Origin of the sequence: Burkholderia sp. Bp9031 (assembly GCF_003857965.1) — a bacterium.
Lineage (GTDB): Bacteria > Pseudomonadota > Gammaproteobacteria > Burkholderiales > Burkholderiaceae > Burkholderia > Burkholderia ambifaria_A.
Map to the genome: position 1 here is coordinate 205,107 of NZ_QTPW01000006.1, position 20,286 is coordinate 225,392.

Annotated in this window: 21 protein-coding genes and 1 pseudogene; 13 read left to right on the forward strand and 9 right to left on the reverse strand. The window is 65.8% G+C overall.

Annotated elements, in window-relative coordinates:
• Positions 1 to 148: 148 nt before the first annotated feature.
• The gene (locus DIE15_RS10760; RefSeq protein WP_124833181.1) at positions 149 to 1,213 is read left to right on the forward strand and encodes a glycosyltransferase family 4 protein; all 1,065 of its coding nucleotides are present in this window, start codon (positions 149 to 151) and stop codon (positions 1,211 to 1,213) included.
• A gap of 107 nt (positions 1,214 to 1,320) precedes the next feature.
• On the opposite strand, the gene DIE15_RS10765 is transcribed toward DIE15_RS10760, so the two are convergent.
• The 3 genes from DIE15_RS10765 to DIE15_RS10775 all read right to left on the reverse strand — a co-directional run bounded on the left by DIE15_RS10765 (position 1,321) and on the right by DIE15_RS10775 (position 3,205).
• Positions 1,321 to 1,908, reverse strand: a complete 588-nt coding sequence (locus DIE15_RS10765) for a YSC84-related protein (RefSeq protein ID WP_057925305.1) — start codon at positions 1,906 to 1,908, stop codon at positions 1,321 to 1,323.
• A gap of 227 nt (positions 1,909 to 2,135) precedes the next feature.
• Positions 2,136 to 2,594: a hypothetical protein gene (locus DIE15_RS10770; RefSeq protein WP_124833182.1), complete on the reverse strand. Its 459-nt coding sequence runs from the start codon at positions 2,592 to 2,594 to the stop codon at positions 2,136 to 2,138.
• A 320-nt stretch (positions 2,595 to 2,914) separates the two neighbouring features.
• Positions 2,915 to 3,205 carry a PsiF family protein gene (locus DIE15_RS10775; protein ID WP_057925303.1) on the reverse strand — a complete coding sequence of 97 codons (291 nt, stop codon included), beginning with the start codon at positions 3,203 to 3,205 and terminating at the stop codon, positions 2,915 to 2,917.
• Positions 3,206 to 3,477: 272 nt separating this feature from the next.
• Here DIE15_RS10775 and DIE15_RS10780 point away from each other — a divergent pair, with 272 nt between their 5' ends.
• Positions 3,478 to 4,500 carry an asparaginase gene (locus DIE15_RS10780; protein ID WP_057925302.1) on the forward strand — a complete coding sequence of 341 codons (1,023 nt, stop codon included), beginning with the start codon at positions 3,478 to 3,480 and terminating at the stop codon, positions 4,498 to 4,500.
• A 90-nt stretch (positions 4,501 to 4,590) separates the two neighbouring features.
• Here DIE15_RS10780 and lysM read toward each other — a convergent pair whose 3' ends face one another.
• The 4 genes from lysM to gcl all read right to left on the reverse strand — a co-directional run bounded on the left by lysM (position 4,591) and on the right by gcl (position 9,082).
• Complete coding sequence (lysM, locus tag DIE15_RS10785) at positions 4,591 to 5,061, reverse strand: peptidoglycan-binding protein LysM (protein ID WP_124833183.1); 471 nt, start codon at positions 5,059 to 5,061, stop codon at positions 4,591 to 4,593.
• Positions 5,062 to 5,518: 457 nt separating this feature from the next.
• Positions 5,519 to 6,427, reverse strand: coding sequence for a 2-hydroxy-3-oxopropionate reductase (locus DIE15_RS10790; RefSeq protein ID WP_260428227.1), 909 nt, complete (start codon positions 6,425 to 6,427; stop codon positions 5,519 to 5,521).
• Positions 6,428 to 6,453: 26 nt separating this feature from the next.
• Positions 6,454 to 7,263: a hydroxypyruvate isomerase gene (gene hyi / locus DIE15_RS10795; protein WP_124833185.1), complete on the reverse strand. Its 810-nt coding sequence runs from the start codon at positions 7,261 to 7,263 to the stop codon at positions 6,454 to 6,456.
• Positions 7,264 to 7,306: 43 nt separating this feature from the next.
• The gene (gcl, locus tag DIE15_RS10800) at positions 7,307 to 9,082 is read right to left on the reverse strand and encodes a glyoxylate carboligase (RefSeq protein WP_124833186.1); all 1,776 of its coding nucleotides are present in this window, start codon (positions 9,080 to 9,082) and stop codon (positions 7,307 to 7,309) included.
• A gap of 171 nt (positions 9,083 to 9,253) precedes the next feature.
• Between gcl and DIE15_RS10805 the strand changes: the two genes are divergently transcribed.
• The 10 genes from DIE15_RS10805 (at position 9,254) to DIE15_RS10850 (ending at position 16,901) form a co-directional block, all read left to right on the forward strand.
• Positions 9,254 to 10,165: a LysR family transcriptional regulator gene (locus DIE15_RS10805; RefSeq protein ID WP_057925298.1), complete on the forward strand. Its 912-nt coding sequence runs from the start codon at positions 9,254 to 9,256 to the stop codon at positions 10,163 to 10,165.
• A gap of 173 nt (positions 10,166 to 10,338) precedes the next feature.
• On the forward strand, positions 10,339 to 10,980 hold the full coding sequence (locus tag DIE15_RS10810) for an RNA polymerase sigma factor (RefSeq protein WP_057925297.1): 642 nt from the start codon (positions 10,339 to 10,341) through the stop codon (positions 10,978 to 10,980).
• Positions 10,970 to 11,866, forward strand: coding sequence for an anti-sigma factor (locus DIE15_RS10815; RefSeq protein WP_124833187.1), 897 nt, complete (start codon positions 10,970 to 10,972; stop codon positions 11,864 to 11,866). Before DIE15_RS10810 ends, DIE15_RS10815 begins: the two co-directional genes overlap by 11 nt.
• A 241-nt stretch (positions 11,867 to 12,107) precedes the next feature.
• Positions 12,108 to 12,482 carry a 30S ribosomal protein S6 gene (gene rpsF, locus DIE15_RS10820; protein ID WP_006755436.1) on the forward strand — a complete coding sequence of 125 codons (375 nt, stop codon included), beginning with the start codon at positions 12,108 to 12,110 and terminating at the stop codon, positions 12,480 to 12,482.
• A gap of 40 nt (positions 12,483 to 12,522) precedes the next feature.
• A complete protein-coding gene (priB, locus tag DIE15_RS10825) occupies positions 12,523 to 12,822 on the forward strand; it encodes a primosomal replication protein N (RefSeq protein WP_006486250.1) in 300 nt (99 codons plus the stop codon).
• Between the two features lie 4 nt (positions 12,823 to 12,826).
• Positions 12,827 to 13,102, forward strand: a complete 276-nt coding sequence (gene rpsR / locus DIE15_RS10830; protein WP_004193360.1) for a 30S ribosomal protein S18 — start codon at positions 12,827 to 12,829, stop codon at positions 13,100 to 13,102.
• A 27-nt stretch (positions 13,103 to 13,129) separates the two neighbouring features.
• A complete protein-coding gene (rplI, locus tag DIE15_RS10835) occupies positions 13,130 to 13,582 on the forward strand; it encodes a 50S ribosomal protein L9 (RefSeq protein ID WP_057925295.1) in 453 nt (150 codons plus the stop codon).
• Between the two features lie 142 nt (positions 13,583 to 13,724).
• Positions 13,725 to 15,107 (forward strand): replicative DNA helicase, encoded by a 1,383-nt coding sequence (locus DIE15_RS10840; protein ID WP_044847233.1) that lies wholly within the window; start codon positions 13,725 to 13,727, stop codon positions 15,105 to 15,107.
• Between the two features lie 146 nt (positions 15,108 to 15,253).
• Positions 15,254 to 15,880, forward strand: a complete 627-nt coding sequence (locus DIE15_RS10845; RefSeq protein ID WP_044847234.1) for a DUF47 domain-containing protein — start codon at positions 15,254 to 15,256, stop codon at positions 15,878 to 15,880.
• 10 nt (positions 15,881 to 15,890) lie between these two features.
• On the forward strand, positions 15,891 to 16,901 hold the full coding sequence (locus DIE15_RS10850) for an inorganic phosphate transporter (RefSeq protein ID WP_057925294.1): 1,011 nt from the start codon (positions 15,891 to 15,893) through the stop codon (positions 16,899 to 16,901).
• Between the two features lie 119 nt (positions 16,902 to 17,020).
• Here the strand turns inward: DIE15_RS10850 and DIE15_RS10855 are convergent, their stop codons facing one another.
• Together DIE15_RS10855 and DIE15_RS10860 are read right to left on the reverse strand one after the other, a co-directional pair.
• Positions 17,021 to 18,073 (reverse strand): C40 family peptidase, encoded by a 1,053-nt coding sequence (locus tag DIE15_RS10855; protein ID WP_124833188.1) that lies wholly within the window; start codon positions 18,071 to 18,073, stop codon positions 17,021 to 17,023.
• A 236-nt stretch (positions 18,074 to 18,309) separates the two neighbouring features.
• Entirely contained in the window at positions 18,310 to 20,130 is a 1,821-nt protein-coding gene (locus tag DIE15_RS10860; RefSeq protein ID WP_057925292.1) for a PhoH family protein, read from the reverse strand.
• On the opposite strand from DIE15_RS10860, the pseudogene DIE15_RS38040 reads away from it, so the two are divergent.
• Positions 20,026 to 20,270: pseudogene (locus DIE15_RS38040) on the forward strand (hypothetical protein); the annotation flags it as partial. The gene DIE15_RS10860 and the pseudogene DIE15_RS38040 sit on opposite strands and share 105 nt — an antisense overlap.
• Between the last annotated feature and the right edge of the window lie 16 nt (positions 20,271 to 20,286).

Sequence of the window (20,286 nt, forward strand, 5' to 3'; positions counted from 1 at the left end):
GTCTGTAACAACCCCCATAAAATGAAAGAGCCGCGCTTCCGGGCATCGGGATCGCGAATAATAATGGGATAACCTGCCGGCGCGCTGCCCGCAGCCGGAAGTGGACGAGCCCCCTGCCGGCCGAACGAGGACACAGGAGACGTGGACCATGAGAATTGCTCAGATCGCCCCGCTGACCGAATCCGTACCGCCAAAGCTGTACGGCGGCACGGAGCGCGTCGTGTCCTACATTACCGAGGCGCTCGTCGACCTCGGCCATGACGTGACGCTGTTCGCCAGCGGCGATTCGACGACCCGGGCGAAGCTCGAACCGGTGTGGCCGCGCGCGCTGCGGCTCGACTCGTCGATCCGCGACCGTGTCGCACCGCACATGCTGCTGATGGAGACGGTCGCGCGCCGCGCGAAGGACTTCGACGTGCTCCATTTCCACATGGACTACTACTCGTTTTCTGTCTTCAACCGACAGGAAACGCCATTCGTGACGACGCTGCACGGCCGGCTCGACCTGCCCGAACAGCAACCGGTGTTCGACACGTTCAACACCGCGCCGGTGATCTCGATCTCGAATTCGCAGCGCCAGCCGCTGCCGCAGGCGAAATGGCTGACGACCGTCTACCACGGGCTGCCCGATACGCTGTACCTGCCGCAGCCCGTCGAGCCGCGCTATCTCGCGTTTCTCGGCCGCATCTCGCCGGAGAAGCGGGTCGACACGGCGATTCGCATCGCGCGCCAGTGCGGGCTGCCGATCCGGATCGCCGCGAAGATCGACGCGGCCGACCAGGAATACTTCGAACGGGAGATCAAGCCGCTTTTCGCGCTGCCGCACGTCGAATACATCGGCGAGATCGCCGATCACCAGAAGGCCGAATTCCTGTCGGGCGCGCATGCGCTGCTGTTTCCGATCGATTGGCCGGAGCCGTTCGGGCTGGTGATGATCGAGGCGATGTCGTGCGGCACGCCGGTGATCGCGTTCAATCGCGGCGCGGTGCCGGAAGTGCTGGACGAGGGCGTGTCGGGCTTCATCGTCGAGGACGAGATCAGTGCGGTCGCAGCCGTGAACCGGCTGCACCTGCTGCCGCGCGCACGCGTGCGGCAGCGCTTCGAGGAGCGTTTCACGTCGCGGCGGATGGCGCAGCAGTACGTCGACGTGTACCAGTCGCTGATCCGCGCGCAGAAGCGCTCGCGCTTCAAGGTGATCGACTCGACGACCTGATGCCCTGATGCACCAGGTACGCGGATAAAAAAACGGCGATGTCCGCGAGGGCATCGCCGTTTGCATGTCGCCCGCGCGCGGCGCGCACGGGCGAGAACGCCGCAGCGTCAGATCTTCAGCTTCGTGACCTTCGTGCCGTTGATCGACACGTCGCCCATCAGGCCGGCGTTGGTCAGCACGATGACCTGGACCGGTGCGGTGGCCGTGGTCGTATCGACCGCACCGTTCGCGCCCATCTTCACGAGTGCGACCGAGGCGCCGGCGCCGGCGGCCCAGCCGTCCGAGCCGCGGAATTCGTCGAGCGCTTCCTGCGTCATGAACAGGAACACGATCGCCTTCGACTGCGCGCCGGCCTGCAGGCCGACCGACAGCGACGACGTGTTGTAGTAGCCGACCGTGCTGCCGCCGACGCGCAGTGCGCCGTTGCCGGTCTGGCCGCCGACGATGAAGCCGGCCTGGATCACGTCCGGGAAGACCAGCACGCCGCGCGATTTCGCGACGAGTTCACGCGAACCCTTGACCGTGGAATACAGGCGCGACAGCGTGGCATCGACACTCGCATCGATCGCCTGACGCTTCGACGCGTTGGTCGCCGCGTTGTCGGGCTTGTCAGGGGTGGTGGTGCAGCCGGTGAGCGCAAGGCTGCCGACGATCAGCGCAGCGGCGGCTTTCAGCACAAGATTCCGTTTTTGCATCGTTCTTCTCCAGCGGATGATGTTCGGAGTGAGTCTCGCTCAGGAGCGGGTCACGTCGGCAGTTATATCACAGCGGATTACAACCCCATTTCGTCGGCGCGTGAAAAAGCGTCAAATCATCTGGAGGATGTCGCGGCGTGCCAACGGACGAATCGGCGCGCGCACATCGACGCGTCGCGCGGCCGACGGTGGGCAGGAAAAACGGGAACCAGGCGCGGCGGCGCGCGTCAGTGCGTGACGGGCGGTGCCGGCGGGGTGGGCGGCTTGATCGGCGGGCGCCGCAATGCGCGGCGGATCAGCGCGATCACGACACCGCACGCGAACAGGAACGCGGCCGGCACGACCCAGTAGCCGACGAACGCGTGCCACAGGTAACCGGCGAGCGTATTGCGGCGCACCACGTATTCGTCGCGGGCTGCCTGTTGGCGAGCCGCGTTGGCGGCCAGCACGTCGGCGGGGCAGCCGGCCGCGCGTGCCGCGTCAGGATCCCCGTGGCACTTCGCGGCGGCGCCCGCGGCCTGCTGCGCGTCGGTGAGCTGCCAAGTGGTCAGCGCGAGCTGCAGGTCGGCCTTGTTGTACGCCATTTCCTCGCGGATCTCGCGCACGGCGACGATCGCGACGGGCACGGCCCAGAACACGATCACGATCAGCCAGCGGCGGAACCAGCGGTGTTGTCTCCATGCCATCCATGCCTCCGTTTGACGCGGCGTGCGCGTCCGTCTCGAGGGCGGCCCGATGGCGCTTCTTGTACTTGGATGGGCCGCGTTGCAGCCATCATAGAAGAAATCGCGGCGAATTGCCGCACCATGTGGCGGCATTCGCACGGCGCGCCCGGAAAGCGGGGCGGGAGGACGGCGGCATGTATCGGGGCGGCGGTGTGGAACCGGCCGTCCGGCGGTTCGGTGGCGTATCCGGCGTCATCGCCTGCGTCGATGCGCGTGCAACGAAAACAAAAATGCCGCGCCCGCCAAAGCGGTGCGCGGCATTCGTGCGGGAGCGCGGGAACTCAGGCGGCCGGCTGGTTGCTCAGGCAGCTCTTCATGAATGCCTTGCGGTCGTCGCCCTTCTTGTCGGCGGCCTGGGTGTTGCAGGCCTTCATCTTTTCCTGCTGCGTCATCTTCTTCGCGGGCTTGGCCGACAGGCAGTCCTTCATGAACGCCTTGCGTTCGTCGCCCGTCTTGCCGGCGGCCTGGGTGTTACAGGCCTTCATCTTGTCCTGCTGGCTGTTCGCCGCGAAAGCGGGGGACGCCAGCATGCCGCCGAGAAGCACTGCGGCTACGAGCGATTGGATTTTCATTTCGACACTCCCATGGGGTGAATTGCGTTTTATATCGACGCCGTCACGAAGCCCGGCGCAACGGCAACAGGGCCGCATCGCGCCGCGCGCTCCGATTATGGCAAATCAATGTGAAAACACCAGAACGGCCTTTCTATAACGCGGCGGGCCGCGCAGCCGTTGACGGTGCGTGCGCGCGCCGGTGCTCGGGACAAACCATGACGCTCGGCGTCCGGCCCGCCATGCATGCAGAACCTACCGGATGCCGGCCGCGAGCCATTACAATCGCGGCCATGAATACTCCGAACCCCGCATCCCCTTCGTCCGCGACGGCCCTGCCGCGCATCGCCGTACTCGCCACCGGCGGCACGATCGCCGGCGCCGCGCCGGACGCCGCCAGCACGGCCGGCTACCAGGCCGGCGCGCTCGGCGTCAATTTCCTGCTCGACGCGGTGCCGGCGCTCGCGTCGGTCGCGCGCATCGACGCCGAGCAGGTCGCCAGCATCGACAGCAAGGATCTCGCGCTGCCGCTGTGGAATACGCTCGCCGCGCGCATCGACGCGCTGATGGCCGATCCGGCGATCGACGGCATCGTGATCACCCACGGTACCGACACGCTCGAGGAAACGGCGTACGCGCTGCATCTGGTCGTGACCGGCGACAAGCCGGTCGTGCTGACAGCCGCGATGCGGCCGGCTACCGCGCTGTCGTCCGACGGCCCGCTGAACCTGCTCAACGCGGTGACGGTCGCCGCTCACCCGGCCGCGCGCGGGCAGGGTGTGCTCGTCGCGTTCAACAACCGGATCCACGGCGCCCGCGACGTCCTGAAGACGAGCACCTACGCAGTCGACGCATTCCAGTCGCCGGAGCTGGGCGCGCTCGGCTGGGTGCAGGACGGCCGCGTCGAATTCGCGCGCCGCGTGACGCGCTCGCGCGATGCGCATCTGGCGATCGCCGCGGCATGGCCGCCGGTCGAAGTCGTCGCGAGCTATGCGGGCGTGACTCGCACGGCCGTCGATGCACTCGTCGCGGCCGGCGTGCGCGGCCTCGTCGTCGCGGGCACCGGCAACGGGTCGATCCATGCGACGCTGCAGGCCGCGCTCGCCGATGCGGTGAACGCGGGCGTTGCCGTGGTGCGCGCGTCGCGCGTCGGCTCGGGGCACGTGATGCGCAACGGCGCCGCGAACGACGATGCGCTCGGTTTCGTGAGCGCCGGGTCGCTGAGTCCGTTCAAGGCGCGCGTGCTGCTGATGCTGGCGCTCGCGAACGGCATTCACGGGCGCGATGCGCTGCAACGCGCATTCGACATGCTGTGACCGACGGCCGCCGATCGGGCAGCACGCGGCGCGCATGAAAAAGGCAGGCCGATGGCCTGCCTTTTTTTGCGTCAGTTACTGCGCGATTGCTCAGGACTGCGGCGGAATCACGAGCTTCTGGCCCGGGTAGATCCGGTCCGGGCTCGACAGCATCGGCTTGTTCGCCTCGAAGATCGCCGGATACTTGTTCGCGTCGCCATACACTTCCTTGGCGATCGCCGACAGCGTGTCGCCCGGCTTCACGTCGTGGTACTGAATTTCCGGATCGTCCGGCTGAAGGTCGTCGTCGTTCACGCCCGCGACGCCTTGCACGTTGCCGGCCGCGACCTTGACCTTCGCCTTCGTGTCGAGGTCGGCGACGCTGCCCGATAGCGTGACCGTGCGCGACGCGCCGTCGAACGCGACGGTCAGGTTCGACGTGTCGAGACCTTGCGTGCTGATGTAGTTCTTGATCGCGTCGGCCGCGGTCTGGTTCGCGGCATTCGGATCTTCCGCCGCTTGTGCGTCAGCGTGACCCAGCAGTTTTTCACCCGCCTCTTTGATAAACGAAAGAAGACCCATCGCTGCACTCCCTAGGTGGTTGAAAAGAAAACGCGCCGTGAAGTGGCGAAAAAAACACCGCGCTGGGCGCGGTCACCGGAGTGAGCGCAAGCGCGGCGGATTTCTCGAAAGGCGTGGCGAAAGTGTAGGCGTTCATCACGACGATTGCATGAAAAATCGTACGCGTGAACGTAAAGAAATGTAATACGCGAAATCCGACAGGCGGACACCCGACGACGACGTCTGACCGACCAAGGCTTCCCCGGCGCCGCCGGGTGCCGCTGCGGACCCCACCACGCCGCTCTCAGCCCAGAGCGGCGTTTTTCGCCCCGTCGCGCACGCGTTCAGCGATGCGTGGCGGGACGCCCCACCGTGATGCACGTGTATTCGTGCATCGATGCGATCGGCCGCGGCCGGATCGCGAGCATTCGTCGCGCGCGTTCGCCGTTGCAGCGAAACGCGCGCCGCGGCATCCGCGTTACGCAGCCGGCGTCTGGCCGATTTCGAAGTTCGACATGATCTCGAGCGCACGCACGAGCGCCGAGTGATCCCATGCCTTGCCGCCGTGCGACGCACACACGCTGAACAGTTGCTGCGCGCTCGCCGTGTGCGGCAGTGCGAGACCGAGCTTGCGTGCGCCGTCGAGCGCGAGGTTCAGGTCCTTCTGGTGCAGCTCGATGCGGAAGCCCGGATCGAACGTGCGCTTCGTCATGCGCGCGCCGTGCACTTCGAGGATGCGCGATGCGGCGAAGCCGCCCATCAGCGCCTGGCGCACGCGCTCGGGATCGGCGCCCGAGCGTGCGGCGAACAGCAGTGCTTCGCCGACCGCTTCGATGTTCAGCGCGACGATGATCTGGTTCGCGACCTTGCAGGTCTGGCCCGCGCCGTTGTCGCCGACGAGCGTGATGTTCTTGCCCATCTTCTCGAACAGCGGCTTCGCGCGCTCGAATGCCTGTTCCGGGCCGCCGACCATGATCGTCAGCGTCGCTTCACGTGCGCCGACTTCGCCGCCCGACACCGGCGCGTCGAGGTAGTCGCAACCGAGCGCGTTGATCTGCTTCGCGAATTCCTGCGTGTCGAGCGGCGAGATCGAGCTCATGTCGATCACGAGCTTGCCGGCCGTCAGGCCCTTTGCGACGCCGTCGTCGGCGAACAGCACGTTACGCACGTCGGGCGTGTCCGGCACCATCGAGATGATGATGTCCGCGTTCTGCGCGACTTCGGTCGAGTTCGTGACGACCTTCGCGCTCGCGCGCAGGTCGTCCGGGATCGGGAACGCACCGTTCACGACGAGCTGATGATCGCCCTTGAGCAGGTTGCGCGCCATGTGCGCGCCCATGATGCCGAGGCCGATGAAACCGATGGTTGCCATGTGTAAGTCTCCTATAGGGGCGAAAGCGGGAAGGGCGGATCTCAGGCGGCGCGGCGCGCCGAGCCCGGTGCGCAGCCGGCGACGCTTTGCAGCCAGCCGAGCCCTTCCGTCGTGGTGGTGCGGGGCTTGTATTCGCAGCCGACATAGCCGGCATAGCCGACCCTGTCGAGCAGCGCGAACAGGAACGCGTAGTTGATCTCGCCCGTACCCGGCTCGTTGCGGCCCGGGTTGTCCGCGAGCTGGACGTGGCCGATCGACGCGAGGTTGCGTTCGATCGTCGCGGCCAGTTCGCCTTCCATGCGCTGCATGTGATAGATGTCGTACTGCAGGAACAGGTTGTCCGAGCCGACCGCGCGGATCACGTCGAGCCCTTCGGACGAGCGGTTCAGCGCGAAGCCCGGGATGTCGAAACTGTTGCACGGCTCGACGAGCAGGCGGATGCCTTCGCGCTTCAGCGCGTCGGCGGCGAAGCGCAGGTTGTCGACGATCGTGACGAAGGTCTTGTCGCGCGCCGTGCTCGCCGACGGGATGCCGACGAGGCAGTTCAGCTGCGGCACCTTCAGCGCCTTCGCGTATTCGATCGCACGGCCGACGCCTTCCTGGAACTCGCCGACGCGATCGGGCAGGCACGCGATGCCGCGCTCGCCCTGGTCCCAGTTGCCGGCGGGCAGGTTGTGCAGCACGAGGCGCAGGCGGTGCGTCTCGAGCCGCTCGGCGAGTTCCTCTTTTGCATACGGGTACGGGAACAGGAACTCGACGGCGTCGAAGCCCGCGTCCGCGGCCGCCTTGAAGCGGTCGAGGAACGGCACTTCGTTGAACAGCATGGTCAGGTTTGCAGCAAACTTCGGCATGAGCTAAGCCTCTTCGGTCGGTCAGTCAAAAATGTCGTGCGCTTCAGTCGAGCATCGAGATCGCGGTCGGTGCGTGCTCGGCTTTCTCGGCGAGCTCCTCGAACTCGTTGATCGCGTCGATTTCGGTGCCCATCGAAATGTTCGTCACACGCTCGAGGATCACTTCGACGACCACCGGCACGCTGAACTCTTCAGCGAGCGATTGCGCCTGGCGCAGCGCCGGCTCGATCTCTTCCGGCTTGAACACGCGCAGCGCCTTGCAGCCGAGACCTTCGGCGACCGCCACGTGATCGACGCCATAGCCGTTCAGCTCCGGTGCGTTCACGTTGTCGAACGCGAGCTGCACGCAGTAGTCCATGTCGAACGCACGCTGCGCCTGGCGGATCAGCCCGAGGTACGAGTTGTTCACGACGACGTGCACGTATGGCAGCTTGAATTGCGCGCCGGCAGCCAGTTCCTCGATCATGAACTGGAAGTCGTAGTCGCCGGACAGCGCGACGATCGGGCGGGTCGGGTCGGCCGCACGCACGCCGAGCGCGGCGGGAATCGTCCAGCCGAGCGGGCCGGCCTGGCCGCAGTTGATCCAGTTGCGTGCCTTGAACACGTGCAGGAACTGCGCGGCGGCGATCTGCGACAGGCCGATCGTGCTGACGTAGCACGTATCGCGGCCGAACACCTTGTTCATCTCTTCGTACACGCGCTGCGGCTTGACCGGGACGTTGTCGAAGTGCGTCTTGCGCTGCAGCGTGCGCTTGCGCGCCTGGCAGTCGGCGACCCACGCGCTGCGGTCCTTCAGCTTGCCGGCAGCCTTCCATTCTTGGGCGACCGCGACGAACAGCTCGAGTGCGGCCTTCGCGTCGGACACGATGCCGAGATCCGGGCCGAACACGCGGCCGATCTGCGTCGGCTCGATGTCGACGTGCACGAACTTGCGGCCCTTCGTGTAGACCTCGACGCTGCCCGTGTGGCGGTTCGCCCAGCGGTTGCCGATGCCGAGCACGAAGTCGGACGCGAGCATCGTGGCATTGCCGTAGCGGTGCGACGTCTGCAGGCCGACCATGCCGGCCATCAGCGGGTGGTCGTCGGCAATCGCGCCCCACGACATCAGCGTCGGGATCACCGGCACGCCGATCGTTTCGGCGAACTGGACGAGCAGGTCTTCGGCTGCCGCGTTGAGCACGCCGCCGCCCGACACGATCAGCGGCTTGTCCGCGTCGTTGAGCATCGCGAGCGCCTTCTCGATCTGCGCGCGGGTGGCAGCAGGCTTGTAGACCGGCAGCGGTTCATACGTGTCGATGTCGAATTCGATTTCGGCGAGCTGCACGTCGATCGGCAGGTCGACCAGCACCGGGCCCGGACGGCCCGAGCGCATCAAGTGGAATGCCTGCTGGAACACGCGCGGCACGAGCGCCGGCTCGCGCACGGTGACGGCCCACTTGGTGACGGGCTTCGCGATCGACTCGATGTCGACGGCCTGGAAGTCTTCCTTGTACAGGCGCGCACGCGGTGCCTGGCCCGTGATCGCGAGGATCGGAATCGAGTCGGCCGATGCGGAATAGAGACCGGTGATCATGTCGGTGCCGGCGGGGCCCGACGTGCCGATGCACACGCCGATGTTGCCCGGTGCGGCACGCGTGAAGCCTTCGGCCATGTGCGACGCGCCTTCGACGTGGCGAGCCAGCACGTGGCTGATGCCGCCCGACTTGCGCATCGCGGAATAGAACGGGTTGATTGCTGCGCCCGGCACGCCGAACGCGGTCTGGATGCCTTCCTTCTCGAGCACGAGTACGGCTGCGTCGACGGCTCTCATCTTGGCCATGAATGTCTCCTTGAATGTGCGGATCTTGCGAATCGGTCTGTTGGGAACACTTTAGGGACGCAGGAAAGGTTTGATAAGATCAGCCGAAGTCGCTTATTTCGAAACTAAAAGTATGGAATGACGGCCGGACGGGGCTTCCCGCCGGTGTCGGAGCCGGGACGGAGACGGGAGATGGATCGTTTCAAGCAGATCGAGACGTTCGTGCGGGTCGCGGACGCGGGCAGCCTCGCGGCGGCGGCGCTCGAGGAGGGCGTATCACCGGTGGTGCTCGGGCGGCGTATCGACGCGCTCGAGAAGCGCCTCGGCGTGAAGCTGATGTACCGCTCGACGCGGCGGCTGGTGGTCAGCGAGGAGGGCGCCGCATTCCTCGAGCGCTGTCGCGGGCTGCTGTCCGAATGGGACCAGGCCGAGAACGAGCTGGCCGCCGGGCGGCGTGCGGTCAGCGGGCACCTGATCGTGTCCGCGCCGGCCGCGTTCGGCCGCAAGCATGTTGCGCCCCATGCGCCTGGGTTCCTCGCCGACAAGCCGGAAATGCAGCTGTCGTTCAACCTGACCGATCGCGTCGTCGATCTCGTGCGAGAAGGCTACGACCTGTCGATCCGGATCGGCGGCTCGGTCGATCCGAACTTCGTCGCGGTGAAGCTCGCGTCGAACCGGCGCGTCGTGTGCGGCACCCCCGAGTATTTCCGCAAGCACGGCCGCCCGAAGTCGCTCGACGACCTGCTCAGGCACAACTGTCTCGCGTTTAATCTGCAGGGCGGCCAGAACCGCGGCTGGTATTTTCAGCGCCACGGCAAGATCGTGACGATGCGGGTGGCCGGCAATCTCGACTGCAACGACGGCGAGCTGCTGCATCGCTGGGTGGCCGAGAGCCTCGGGCTCGGCTGGCGCTCGACCTGGGAGATCGCCGCGCAGCTCGAGACGGGCGAACTCGAGACGGTGCTCGACGAATACGCGCTGCCGGACTACGACATCCTCGCGGTCTATCCGCAGCAGCGCTACGTGCCCGCGCGCGTGCGCTACTTCATCGACTACCTGCGCGAAGCGTATGCGCGCCCCGGCTACTGGAGCAGCACGCCGTAACGGGCGCGGCAGGTCCCGGCATTTTTTGCACTTCGTCGGCTTCGTGCGGGAATAAACTCGACGCAGCGGCGGTAAGGTCATCGAGTGCGCACGCTGCCGGTCTGTCCGGGCATCGGGCGCGGGAACGGACGCGAGACGGGCGCGGCTTTGGCCGCCAGGACCAGGGAGGCCATGTGGGGCAAGCCGGACAGGCGGTCGACGAGCGGGCAGAGGACGACGCGGTTGCGCGCGGCGAGCGGTTTCGCGCGCTCGTGCTGCCGCATCTCGACGCCGCGTACAACCTCGCGCGCTGGCTGAGCGGCAACGCGGGCGATGCGGACGACGTCGTTCAGGACGCATGCATGCGCGCGCTGCGCTTCGTCGATTCGTGTCGCGGCGATAACGCGCGGCCGTGGCTGCTGACGATCGTGCGCCACACCTGGTACACGGAATGGCGGCGGCGCACGCATGCGCACGAAGTCGCGCTGCCTGACACGCTCGACGATACCGACGTGCCCGACGACTGGCAGCCGGCGACCGAGGATCCGCTCGCGCATCTGCTGCGCGGCGAGAACGTGCGGCTCGTGAACGCGGCGCTCGCGAAGCTGCCGCCCGAATACCGCGAGGTGCTGGTGCTGCGTGAGATGGAGGACCTGAGCTACCGCGAGATCGCGGCGATTGCCGACGTACCGGTCGGCACCGTGATGTCGCGGCTCGCACGCGGCCGGCGCAAGCTCGCCGCGCTGCTGGGCGGCGTGCAGGCGCCGACGTCCGGACCCGTGCCGGGACGTGCGTCGCCAAGCGGAACCGCATCGGAGGCGATCGATGGACTGTAACGAAGCGCGAGCGTTGCTGGACGCGGACGTCGACCGCGAGCTGTCGGCGCCCGATGCATTGCGCGTCCAGCGGCATGTCGAGGGGTGTGATGCGTGCCGTCGCGAACGCGAGCGGATCGTCGCGCTGGGGCGGGCCGTGCGGCAGGCCGACTATCACCGCGCGCCGGATGCGCTGCGCGCGGGCATCCTGGCGGCGCTGCCGGCGGGACGGGGTGCGCAGGAGCGCGGGCCGGCCCCGTCGGAAGCGCCGCCTGACGCAGCGGCGCGGCCTCGGCCTCGGCCGAACGGTCGCCGCTGGTTCTCGTGGCCGGCCGGACGTGGCGTATCGGCTCGCCCGGCGTCTGCCGGACTGGGGCCGCGCATCACGGTGCTGCCCGGGCTCGGCTGGGGCGTGGCGCTGGTGGTTGCGCTTGCGGCGGCGGGGGTGACGTTGTCGGCCCGCCATGCCGAAACCGACCAGGCGGTCGACGAGCTGGTCGCGAGCCACGTGCGGGCCGGCCTGTCGGCGCGCGACATCGACGTGATTTCGACCGACCGGCATACGGTCAAGCCGTGGTTCAACGGCCGGCTCGACTATGCGCCGCCGGTCGAGGACCTGTCGGCGAGCGGTTTCCCGCTCGCGGGCGGCCGGCTCGACTACGTCGGGCGGCGTCGCGTCGCGGTACTCGTGTACCGATACCGGCAGCACGTGATCGACGTGTACGTGCGGCCGGCAGGCGTTGGCCGGGAGGCCGCGCCGTACGCGACCGTGTCGCAGGGCTACGCGCTCGATCGCTGGGAGGCGGCCGGGATGACCTGGTGGGCCGTGACCGACGCCGAGCCGTCGGCGCTGGCCGAGTTCAGGGCGGCGCTCGACGCGCGGCTTGGCGAGGCGCGCAGCGAGTGACGGCAGGCCGCGTCGTCGGCCCGGAATCTGCACGCGATATTCGAGCCCCGATTTCTGGGTGGGCACGCCGACGGCCGTTTCGACCGTCGGCACGATTCAAGTCTTTGAAAACATGGCCGAATCCGGTCGGAAATTGCCGATCGGTGTTGCGTGCGCCCCGTATCCGGGTTAAAATCTTCGGCTTCTCACTTGCCACACCGGTTCAGACGCCCGGGTGGCTTCAATCCACAAGGAGTGTGTAATGCGTCATTACGAAATCGTATTCATCGTGCACCCCGATCAAAGCGAGCAAGTGCCCGCGATGATCGAGCGTTACAAGACCACGATCACGACGCACGGCGGCCAGATCCACCGTGTCGAAGACTGGGGCCGTCGCCAGCTGGCCTACATGATCGAGAAACTCGCGAAGGCTCACTACGTCTGCATGAACATCGAGTGCGACCAGACGACGCTCGACGAACTCGAACACGCGTTCAAGTTCAACGACGCCGTGCTGCGTCACCTCATCGTCAAGATGAAGAAGGCCGAGACCGGCCCGTCGCCGATGATGAAGGAAGTTCAGCGCGAAGAAGCCAAGAAGGCGGCTGCAGCTCAGCCGACCGAAGCGCAGGCTTAAGTTAGTCACTTATTAAGCCACCAAGGAGCGCGCCACTCACGTGAACAGGTTGCAATTGACGGCGAGCGTCGTCGAACGCGCACCGGTGCGATATACGCCGGCAGGTGTTCCGATCGCAAGCGCCACGTTGCATCACCGCACGGAAGTCGTCGAAGCAGGCATTCCCCGTCAGGTCGAAATGACGATCGAGGCGGTGGCGGCCGGTGAGGCGAGCGGCAAGCTGGAAAGTCGTGAAATGGGCGTCGAGACGCTGTTCACGGGCTTCCTGGCAAAGAAAAGCCGCAACGCGAGAACCTTGGTGTTTCACATCACTGCATTGCAGGACATAGGAAAGGACTGAAATCATGGCCCGCCCGACTGGTAAGAAATTCGACAAGCGTCGTCAGCAACAAAACCCGCTCTTCAAGCGCAAGAAGTTCTGCCGTTTCACGGCAGCCGGCGTCGAGCAGATCGACTACAAGGACACGGAAACGCTGAAGGACTTCATCGGCGAAAACGGCAAGATCACGCCGGCTCGTCTGACGGGTACGAAGGCGCACTATCAGCGTCAGCTGGATACGGCAATCAAGCGTGCGCGTTTCCTCGCGCTGCTGCCGTACACCGATCAGCACAAGGCGTAATCAGGCGACGCAATAAGGAGAATTCGAATGCAAATCATTCTGTTGGAAAAAGTCGCCAATCTGGGCAACCTCGGCGATATCGTCAAGGTCAAGGACGGTTACGCTCGCAACTTCCTGATCCCGAACCGCAAGGCTCGCCGTGCAACGAAGGAAGCGATCGCCGAATTCGAAGTTCGCCGCGCTGAACTCGAAAAGATCGCCGCTGAAAAGCTGGCAGCATCGCAGGCAGTCGGCGAGAAGCTGAACGGCCAATCGTTCGAAGTCACGCAGAAGTCGGGCGTCGACGGCCGTCTGTTCGGCTCGGTCACGAACGGCGACGTCGCGGAACTGCTGAAGAAGGCAGGTTTCGAAGTCGAGAAGCTGCAAGTTCGCATGCCGGAAGGCCCGCTGAAGATGATCGGCGAGCACGTCGTTCAGGTCGCGCTGCACACGGACGTCGTCGTCGACGTCACGATCAACGTGATCGGCGACCACGCGTAAGCGTACGCAAGCTTTCCGGGCGGCTTCCGCCGTCCGGACAAGGGCAGGTGCCCGGGCAACCGGGGCCTGCCTTTTTTATTGCCTGTTCGCCGGCGCCCGTCTCTCTAGCATCGTCGTAGGTTATTCGCGATAATCCCAACCCATGAACGCGCCGCAAGATCCTCAAATCGAATCGCTGAAAGTCCCGCCGCATTCGGTCGAAGCCGAGCAGTCGGTGCTCGGCGGCCTGTTGCTCGACAACGCGGCATGGGACCGGATTGCCGACTTCCTGTCGCAGGGTGACTTCTATCGCTACGACCACCGGATCATCTACGAGCACATCGGCCGGCTGATCGCGTCGACGCGCCCGGCCGACGTCGTGACCGTGTACGAAGCGCTGACCACGTCCGGCAAGGCCGACGACGTCGGCGGGCTCGCGTACCTGAACGCACTCGCGCAGAACACGCCGAGCGCCGCGAACATCCGCCGCTATGCGGAAATCGTGCGCGACCGTGCGGTGCTGCGCCGGCTCGTGTCGGTCGCCGATGAAATCTCGGCCGACGCGTTCAATCCGCAGGGCAAGGAAGTCCGTCAACTGCTCGACGAGGCCGAGTCGAAAGTGTTCTCGATCGCCGAAGAGGGCGCGCGCGGCAACCAGGGCTTCCTCGAGATCGGCCCGCTGCTCACGCAGGTCGTCGAGCGAATCGACACGCTGTATCACACCGCGAACCCGAGCGACGTCACGGGCACGCCGACGGGCTTCGTCGACCTCGACCGGATGACGTCCGGAATGCACGGCGGCGAACTGATCATCGTGGCAGGGCGTCCGTCGATGGGTAAGACGGCGTTCTCGATGAACATCGGCGAATACGTCGCGGTCGAGTATGGGTTGCCCGTGGCGGTGTTCTCGATGGAAATGCCGGGTACGCAGCTCGTGATGCGTATGCTCGGCTCGATCGGCCGGCTCGACCAGCACCGGATGCGTACCGGCCGACTGACGGACGAAGATTGGCCGAAGCTGACGCACGCGGTGCAGAAGATGAGCGAGGCGCAGCTCTTCATCGACGAGACGGGCGGCCTGAACCCGATGGAGTTGCGCTCGCGCGCACGACGTCTTGCGCGGCAATGCGGCAAGCTCGGCCTGATCATCGTCGACTACCTGCAGCTGATGTCGGGCTCGTCGCAGGGCGAGAACCGCGCGACCGAAATCTCGGAAATCTCGCGATCGCTGAAGAGTCTGGCGAAGGAGCTGGACGTGCCGGTGATCGCGCTGTCGCAGCTGAACCGCGGGCTGGAGCAGCGTCCGAACAAGCGTCCGGTGATGTCCGACTTGCGTGAATCGGGCGCAATCGAACAGGACGCGGACGTGATCCTGTTCATTTATCGCGACGAGGTTTACAATCCGGACAGCCCGGACAAGGGAACGGCCGAGATCATCATCGGCAAACAGCGTAACGGTCCGATCGGTCCCGTTCGGCTCACGTTCCTGGGGCAATACACGAAGTTCGACAACTTTGCAGGGGCGCAGAACTTCTACGGGGAGTAACGCTTCCGCGCCGGATGTAAACCCTTATTTCACCAAGCGTTGTATCCAATCCCGGCGCGCGCATATGCGCGCGTCGCGTCGCGACCTAAACCGGTACAATATCGCCCGTTTTCGTGACAGTCGTTTGACAATCTCTCAGGAATCCCATGTTCGGTCGATTCATGCCCACCGAGGGCAAGTTCTTTGAACTCTTCAACGCGCACGCGAAGCACATCGTTTCCGGTGGCCGCGAACTCGAACTGCTGATCGACAATCTCGCCGACGCCGAGATTCACAAGCAAAACGTGCAGACCGCCGAGAAGGCCGCTGACAAGCTGACGCATGAAGCGATCGATCTGCTGCACAAGACCTTCATCACGCCGCTCGATCGCGACGAGATCCACAAGCTGATCACGACGATGGACGACATCCTCGACCTGATGGAAGACGTCGCGACGGCCGTGTCGCTGTACGACGTGCAGTCCGTCACGTCGGAGGCGAGCCAACTCGCGCACATCGTCACGCAGTCGGCGCAACACGTGCAGCAGGCCGTCGGATTGCTGTCCGACATGAAGCAGTCGGCGCAGATCCTCAAGCAGTGCGAGGAGATCGACCGCTGGGAGTCGGAGGCCGATCGTGTGCTGCGTGCGGCGATGTCGAAGCTGTTCCGCGAGGAAGACGACGTGAAGACGCTCATCAAGCTGAAGGCGATCTACGAACTGCTCGAAGAGATCACCGACAAGTGCGAGGACGTCGCGAACATCATCGAAGGCATCGTGCTGGAAAACGCCTGAGCGGACCACGATGCATTCGATACAACTCGCCCTATGGATGGTCGCGACGCTCGTGCTCGTCGCGCTCGTATTCGACTTCATGAACGGCTTCCACGACGCCGCGAACTCGATCGCCACCGTCGTGTCGACCGGGGTGCTGAAGCCCCAGCAAGCCGTGGTGTTCGCGGCAGCGTTCAACGTCATCGCGTACTTCATTTTCCACCTGAAGGTCGCGCAGACCGTCGGTAAAGGCACGATCGATCCCGAGATCGTCGACCACTACGTCGTGTTCGGCGCGCTGGTCGGTGCGATTGGCTGGAACGTGATCACGTGGTACTACGGGATTCCGTCGAGCTCGTCGCATGCACTGATCGGCGGCCTCGTCGGCGCAGCGCTCGCAAAGTCCGGCTGGGGTTCGCTGAACATCGACGGGTTGCTCAAGACCGTCGCGTTCATCTTCATCTCGCCGTTGCTCGGCTTCATCCTCGGCTCGCTGTTCATGCTCGGCGTGTCATGGCTGTACTTCCGTACCGCCCCAAGCAAGGTCGACAGGCGCTTCCGCCGGCTCCAGCTGCTGTCGGCCGGCCTGTACAGCCTGGGCCACGGCGGCAACGACGCGCAGAAGACAATCGGCATCATCTGGATGCTGCTGATCGCGACGGGCTATGCGTCGGCGACGTCCGATGCGCCGCCCGCGTGGGTGATCGGCGCGTGCTACCTGTCGATGGGCCTCGGCACGCTGTTCGGCGGCTGGCGCATCGTGCGCACGATGGGCCAGAAGATCACGAAGCTCAAGCCGGTCGGCGGTTTCTGTGCCGAAAGCGGCGGGGCGATCACGCTGTTCATCGCGTCGTTCCTTGGCATTCCCGTGTCGACCACGCACACGATTACCGGCGCGATCGTCGGTGTCGGCGCGACGCAGAAGCTGTCGGCCGTGCGCTGGGGCGTCGCCGGCAACATCGTGTGGGCGTGGGTGCTGACGCTGCCGGCTTCCGCGCTGTTCGCGGCCGGCGGCTGGTGGCTCGGGCACCAGATCTTCTGATTCCGCCGCTGCCGGATCGACACGAAATGCGCCGCAAACCGCGAGGTTGCGGCGCATTTTCTTTGGTGCTCGGGAAAGGGGTGGCCCATGGCGGGGCTGCCGCCGGAGGATGTGCGACGTCAGTAACTTCCGTTCGCGAAGCGGGCGATCGGATCGTCCGCCGTGCCGGTGCGCGGACTGACGGGCGCGGATTGCGTCGACGCCCGCAGCACCTGCACGGGTTCGGTGGTGCGCGGCGACGGTGCGGCGGCCGCGGGTGGCGGTTCGTCATCGAATGCGGCCGCCTGGGCGGCCGTCAGCGTCGTCGTCGGAATCTGCGTGCCGACCTCTGCCGGGCCAGACGCCGCCGCATTGGCGGTCAGGGCGGTCATGTCGCCGTTCGCCGAGGTTGCCTGCTGCCGAGCGGCCTGCACGCGCGGCGGCGGTTCGTACGGATCGACGGCGGGTGCGGCTGCCGGGGCAACCGCAGCGGTCGCTGCGACCGGTGCGGCTTGCACGATCGGTGCGGCCGACGGGGCCGAGCTGGCTTGCGGAGCGGCATAGGCAGGCTGTCGCTGCGCGGCGGCAGTGACGACGGCAGCCGGTGCGTTGCGCCGTGCCTCGTAGGTCGGCGCATCGAACGGGGCAGGCGTGCCGCGCGGCGGCGCGACACGGCGAATACCGTCGAAGCGCTTGGCCCAATACGGGTTCGTCAGGTAATCGAGCCGTACGGTGCCGCCGGTCGACGGCGCGTTGACGAAGCGCAGCTTGCCGACATAGATGCCGACGTGCGAGTGCGGGCGTCCGGTCGTATTGAAGAAGATCAGGTCGCCTGGCGCGACCTGGTCGGGGTCGATCGACACGCCGCGGCTGCTCATGTCGGCGGTCGTGCGCGGCAGGTTCACGTCTGCCGCGCGGCCGATCACGTAGCGCACGAGCCCGCTGCAGTCGAAGCCGCTCGCTGGCGTGTTACCGCCCCAGCGATAAGGCACGCCGACGAGGCTCATCGCCTGGATCGAGATTTCTTCCTGGCCGACGCTGTGATCGACGAATTTCGGGAAATTGGCGGGCGGGGGGAATGCGCGCGGCGTCGTGATCTTCATGCCGGAGGTGCGCGAGGCCGACTGCGGCGGCACGCTGGAGCAGGCCGCGAGCAGTGAAACGACGGCGACGGGAACCCAGATTCGAAGCATGGCAAGGCGGACGAGCGCGGCGCACTCGCGAATCGTATGACAACAGACAGACCCGATGGTAGACGTTCCGGCGGGGCTTAGGCAACCATTCCTGAGAATTTACTTGAAGTTTCGCGCGTAAGTGAGGTTGTTGCGTAACGAAACATGACCAACATTCCCGACCCCAAAAATAAAAACGGCGCTCCGGAAATGGAGCGCCGCGTGGCGTCGAGAGCCGGCGGGGAGCCGGTCGCGCGTTACAGGATGTCCGACGCGTAGTCGGCGAGCCGCGAGCGTTCGCCGCGCGCGAGCGTCACGTGGCCGCTGTGGCCCCAGCCCTTGAAGCGGTCGACGACGTAGGTCAGGCCCGAGCTGCCTTCCGTCAGGTAAGGCGTGTCGATCTGCGCGATGTTGCCGAGGCACACGATCTTCGTGCCGGGGCCCGCGCGCGTCACGAGCGTCTTCATCTGCTTCGGCGTCAGGTTCTGCGCTTCGTCGATGATCAGGTACTTGTCGACGAACGTGCGGCCGCGCATGAAGTTCATGCTCTTCACCTTCAGGCGCGAACGGATCAGCTCCTGCGTGGCCGCGCGGCCCCATTCGCCGGCTGCGTCGTCGGTCTTCTGCAGCACTTCGAGGTTGTCGTCGAATGCACCCATCCACGGCTGCATCTTCTCTTCCTCGGTGCCGGGCAGGAACCCGATGTCCTCGCCGACGGGGACGGTTGCGCGCGTCACGATGATCTCGTTGTAGCGCTTGTCGTCGAGCACCTGCGCGAGGCCGGCCGCGAGCGCGACGAGCGTCTTGCCGGTGCCGGCCTGGCCGAGCAGCGTGACGAAGTCGATCTCGGGGTTCATCAGCAGGTTCAGCGCGAAGTTCTGCTCGCGGTTGCGCGCGGTAATGCCCCACACGTTGTTCTTGTGGTGGCTGTAGTCGCGCAGCGTCTGCAGCAGCGCCGTCTTGCCGTTCAGCTCGCGGACGATCGCGTGGAACGTCGGTTCGCCGTTCTGCGGTTCGAGATAGACGAACTCGTTGACGAGCATCGACGCGACGAGCGGGCCCGTCACGCGGTAGTACGTGGTGCCCGTCTTCGTGTCCTGCCAGCTCTCCATTCCCTTCGCATGCTTGGTCCAGAAGTCCTGCGGCAGTTCGCGCACGCCGGAATAGAGGAGGTCCTTGTCCTCGAGTACCTGGTCGTTGAAGTAGTCTTCCGCGGGCAGGCCGAGCGCATGCGCCTTGATCCGCATGTTGATGTCTTTCGACACCAGCACGACCTGGCGATCCGGCCGGTCGCGCTGCAGCGCGCGCACGACGCCGAGGATCTGGTTGTCGGCCTTGCCCTCGGGCAGGCCTTCGACCGGCGCGATGTCGGCGAGCTTCGTCTGGAAGTACAGCCGGCCGAGCGCCTCGCGGCTGCCGAGGCGCGACAGCGGAATGCCGGTCGAGATCGGGCCGCCGTCGGCGACCAGCGCGTCGAGCGTGCGGCTCACCTGGCGCGCGTTGCGCGCGACCTCGGACATCCCCTTCTTGTGGTTATCGAGCTCCTCGAGCGTCATCATCGGCAGATAGACGTCGTGTTCCTCGAAGCGGAAGAGGCTGCTCGGGTCGTGCATCAGCACGTTGGTGTCGAGCACGAACAGCTTTTGCAGTTCGGCTTCGGCCGGCTTGTGGCTGCGCGACTTCGTCGCGGCGCCGGCATCGCGCGCGGGCGTCGCGGCCGGTTTACCAGCGGCCGGCTTGTCGTTGCGCGCAACGACCGGCGCGGCGGTTTCGGCGGGCGCGGGTTCTGCCGGTGCCTGCATCGGCTGCAGCAGCGCTGCCGTCTGCTTGGTCTTGCGGCCGCGCGCAGGCGTGCTTGCGGCCGGTTGCGCCGACGACGGCGCGACCGCACGCAGCGGTGCGACCGTGTTCGCGGCTTCGGTCATCGGTTGGGCCACGCTGGCCGGGCCATAGTCACCGGCTGTGGATGCGTCCCCTTCGGCGGATTTCTTCGCGGCTTTCGCGGGCCGCGCTTTCGCCTTGTATTCGTCGGGCGGCAGCAGGCTGCCGAGCTTGCTGGGGGGAGTAGGCAAAGGCATGGTGTCCCTCGGGAGGAATCGTGTCGCATGAAGTGCGCCGCTGATCGCATCCTGCGTGACGTAGACGCATGCAGTTTGCGCGCGGTGGCGCACAGGAGTTTCGTCTAGCCGGTTCGCCTAAGTGTCGATCAGCTCCTTGACAGGGTGAGGGCCGGA

What these genes read in the sequence shown, in the direction of transcription:
- DIE15_RS10775 (WP_057925303.1), bottom strand. Translation starts at nt 3,205, where the DNA reads ATGAAAATCCAATCGCTCGTAGCCGCAGTGCTTCTCGGCGGCATGCTG.
- DIE15_RS10805 (WP_057925298.1), top strand. Translation starts at nt 9,254, where the DNA reads ATGGATCGTTTCAAGCAGATCGAGACGTTCGTGCGGGTCGCGGACGCG.
- DIE15_RS10765 (WP_057925305.1), bottom strand. Translation starts at nt 1,908, where the DNA reads ATGCAAAAACGGAATCTTGTGCTGAAAGCCGCCGCTGCGCTGATCGTC.
- DIE15_RS10850 (WP_057925294.1), top strand. Translation starts at nt 15,891, where the DNA reads ATGCATTCGATACAACTCGCCCTATGGATGGTCGCGACGCTCGTGCTC.
- lysM (WP_124833183.1), bottom strand. Translation starts at nt 5,061, where the DNA reads ATGGGTCTTCTTTCGTTTATCAAAGAGGCGGGTGAAAAACTGCTGGGT.
- DIE15_RS10815 (WP_124833187.1), top strand. Translation starts at nt 10,970, where the DNA reads ATGGACTGTAACGAAGCGCGAGCGTTGCTGGACGCGGACGTCGACCGC.
- rpsF (WP_006755436.1), top strand. Translation starts at nt 12,108, where the DNA reads ATGCGTCATTACGAAATCGTATTCATCGTGCACCCCGATCAAAGCGAG.
- hyi (WP_124833185.1), bottom strand. Translation starts at nt 7,263, where the DNA reads ATGCCGAAGTTTGCTGCAAACCTGACCATGCTGTTCAACGAAGTGCCG.
- gcl (WP_124833186.1), bottom strand. Translation starts at nt 9,082, where the DNA reads ATGGCCAAGATGAGAGCCGTCGACGCAGCCGTACTCGTGCTCGAGAAG.
- DIE15_RS10845 (WP_044847234.1), top strand. Translation starts at nt 15,254, where the DNA reads ATGTTCGGTCGATTCATGCCCACCGAGGGCAAGTTCTTTGAACTCTTC.
- rpsR (WP_004193360.1), top strand. Translation starts at nt 12,827, where the DNA reads ATGGCCCGCCCGACTGGTAAGAAATTCGACAAGCGTCGTCAGCAACAA.
- DIE15_RS10770 (WP_124833182.1), bottom strand. Translation starts at nt 2,594, where the DNA reads ATGGCATGGAGACAACACCGCTGGTTCCGCCGCTGGCTGATCGTGATC.
- DIE15_RS10780 (WP_057925302.1), top strand. Translation starts at nt 3,478, where the DNA reads ATGAATACTCCGAACCCCGCATCCCCTTCGTCCGCGACGGCCCTGCCG.
- rplI (WP_057925295.1), top strand. Translation starts at nt 13,130, where the DNA reads ATGCAAATCATTCTGTTGGAAAAAGTCGCCAATCTGGGCAACCTCGGC.
- DIE15_RS10760 (WP_124833181.1), top strand. Translation starts at nt 149, where the DNA reads ATGAGAATTGCTCAGATCGCCCCGCTGACCGAATCCGTACCGCCAAAG.
- DIE15_RS10860 (WP_057925292.1), bottom strand. Translation starts at nt 20,130, where the DNA reads ATGCCTTTGCCTACTCCCCCCAGCAAGCTCGGCAGCCTGCTGCCGCCC.
- DIE15_RS10840 (WP_044847233.1), top strand. Translation starts at nt 13,725, where the DNA reads ATGAACGCGCCGCAAGATCCTCAAATCGAATCGCTGAAAGTCCCGCCG.
- DIE15_RS10855 (WP_124833188.1), bottom strand. Translation starts at nt 18,073, where the DNA reads ATGCTTCGAATCTGGGTTCCCGTCGCCGTCGTTTCACTGCTCGCGGCC.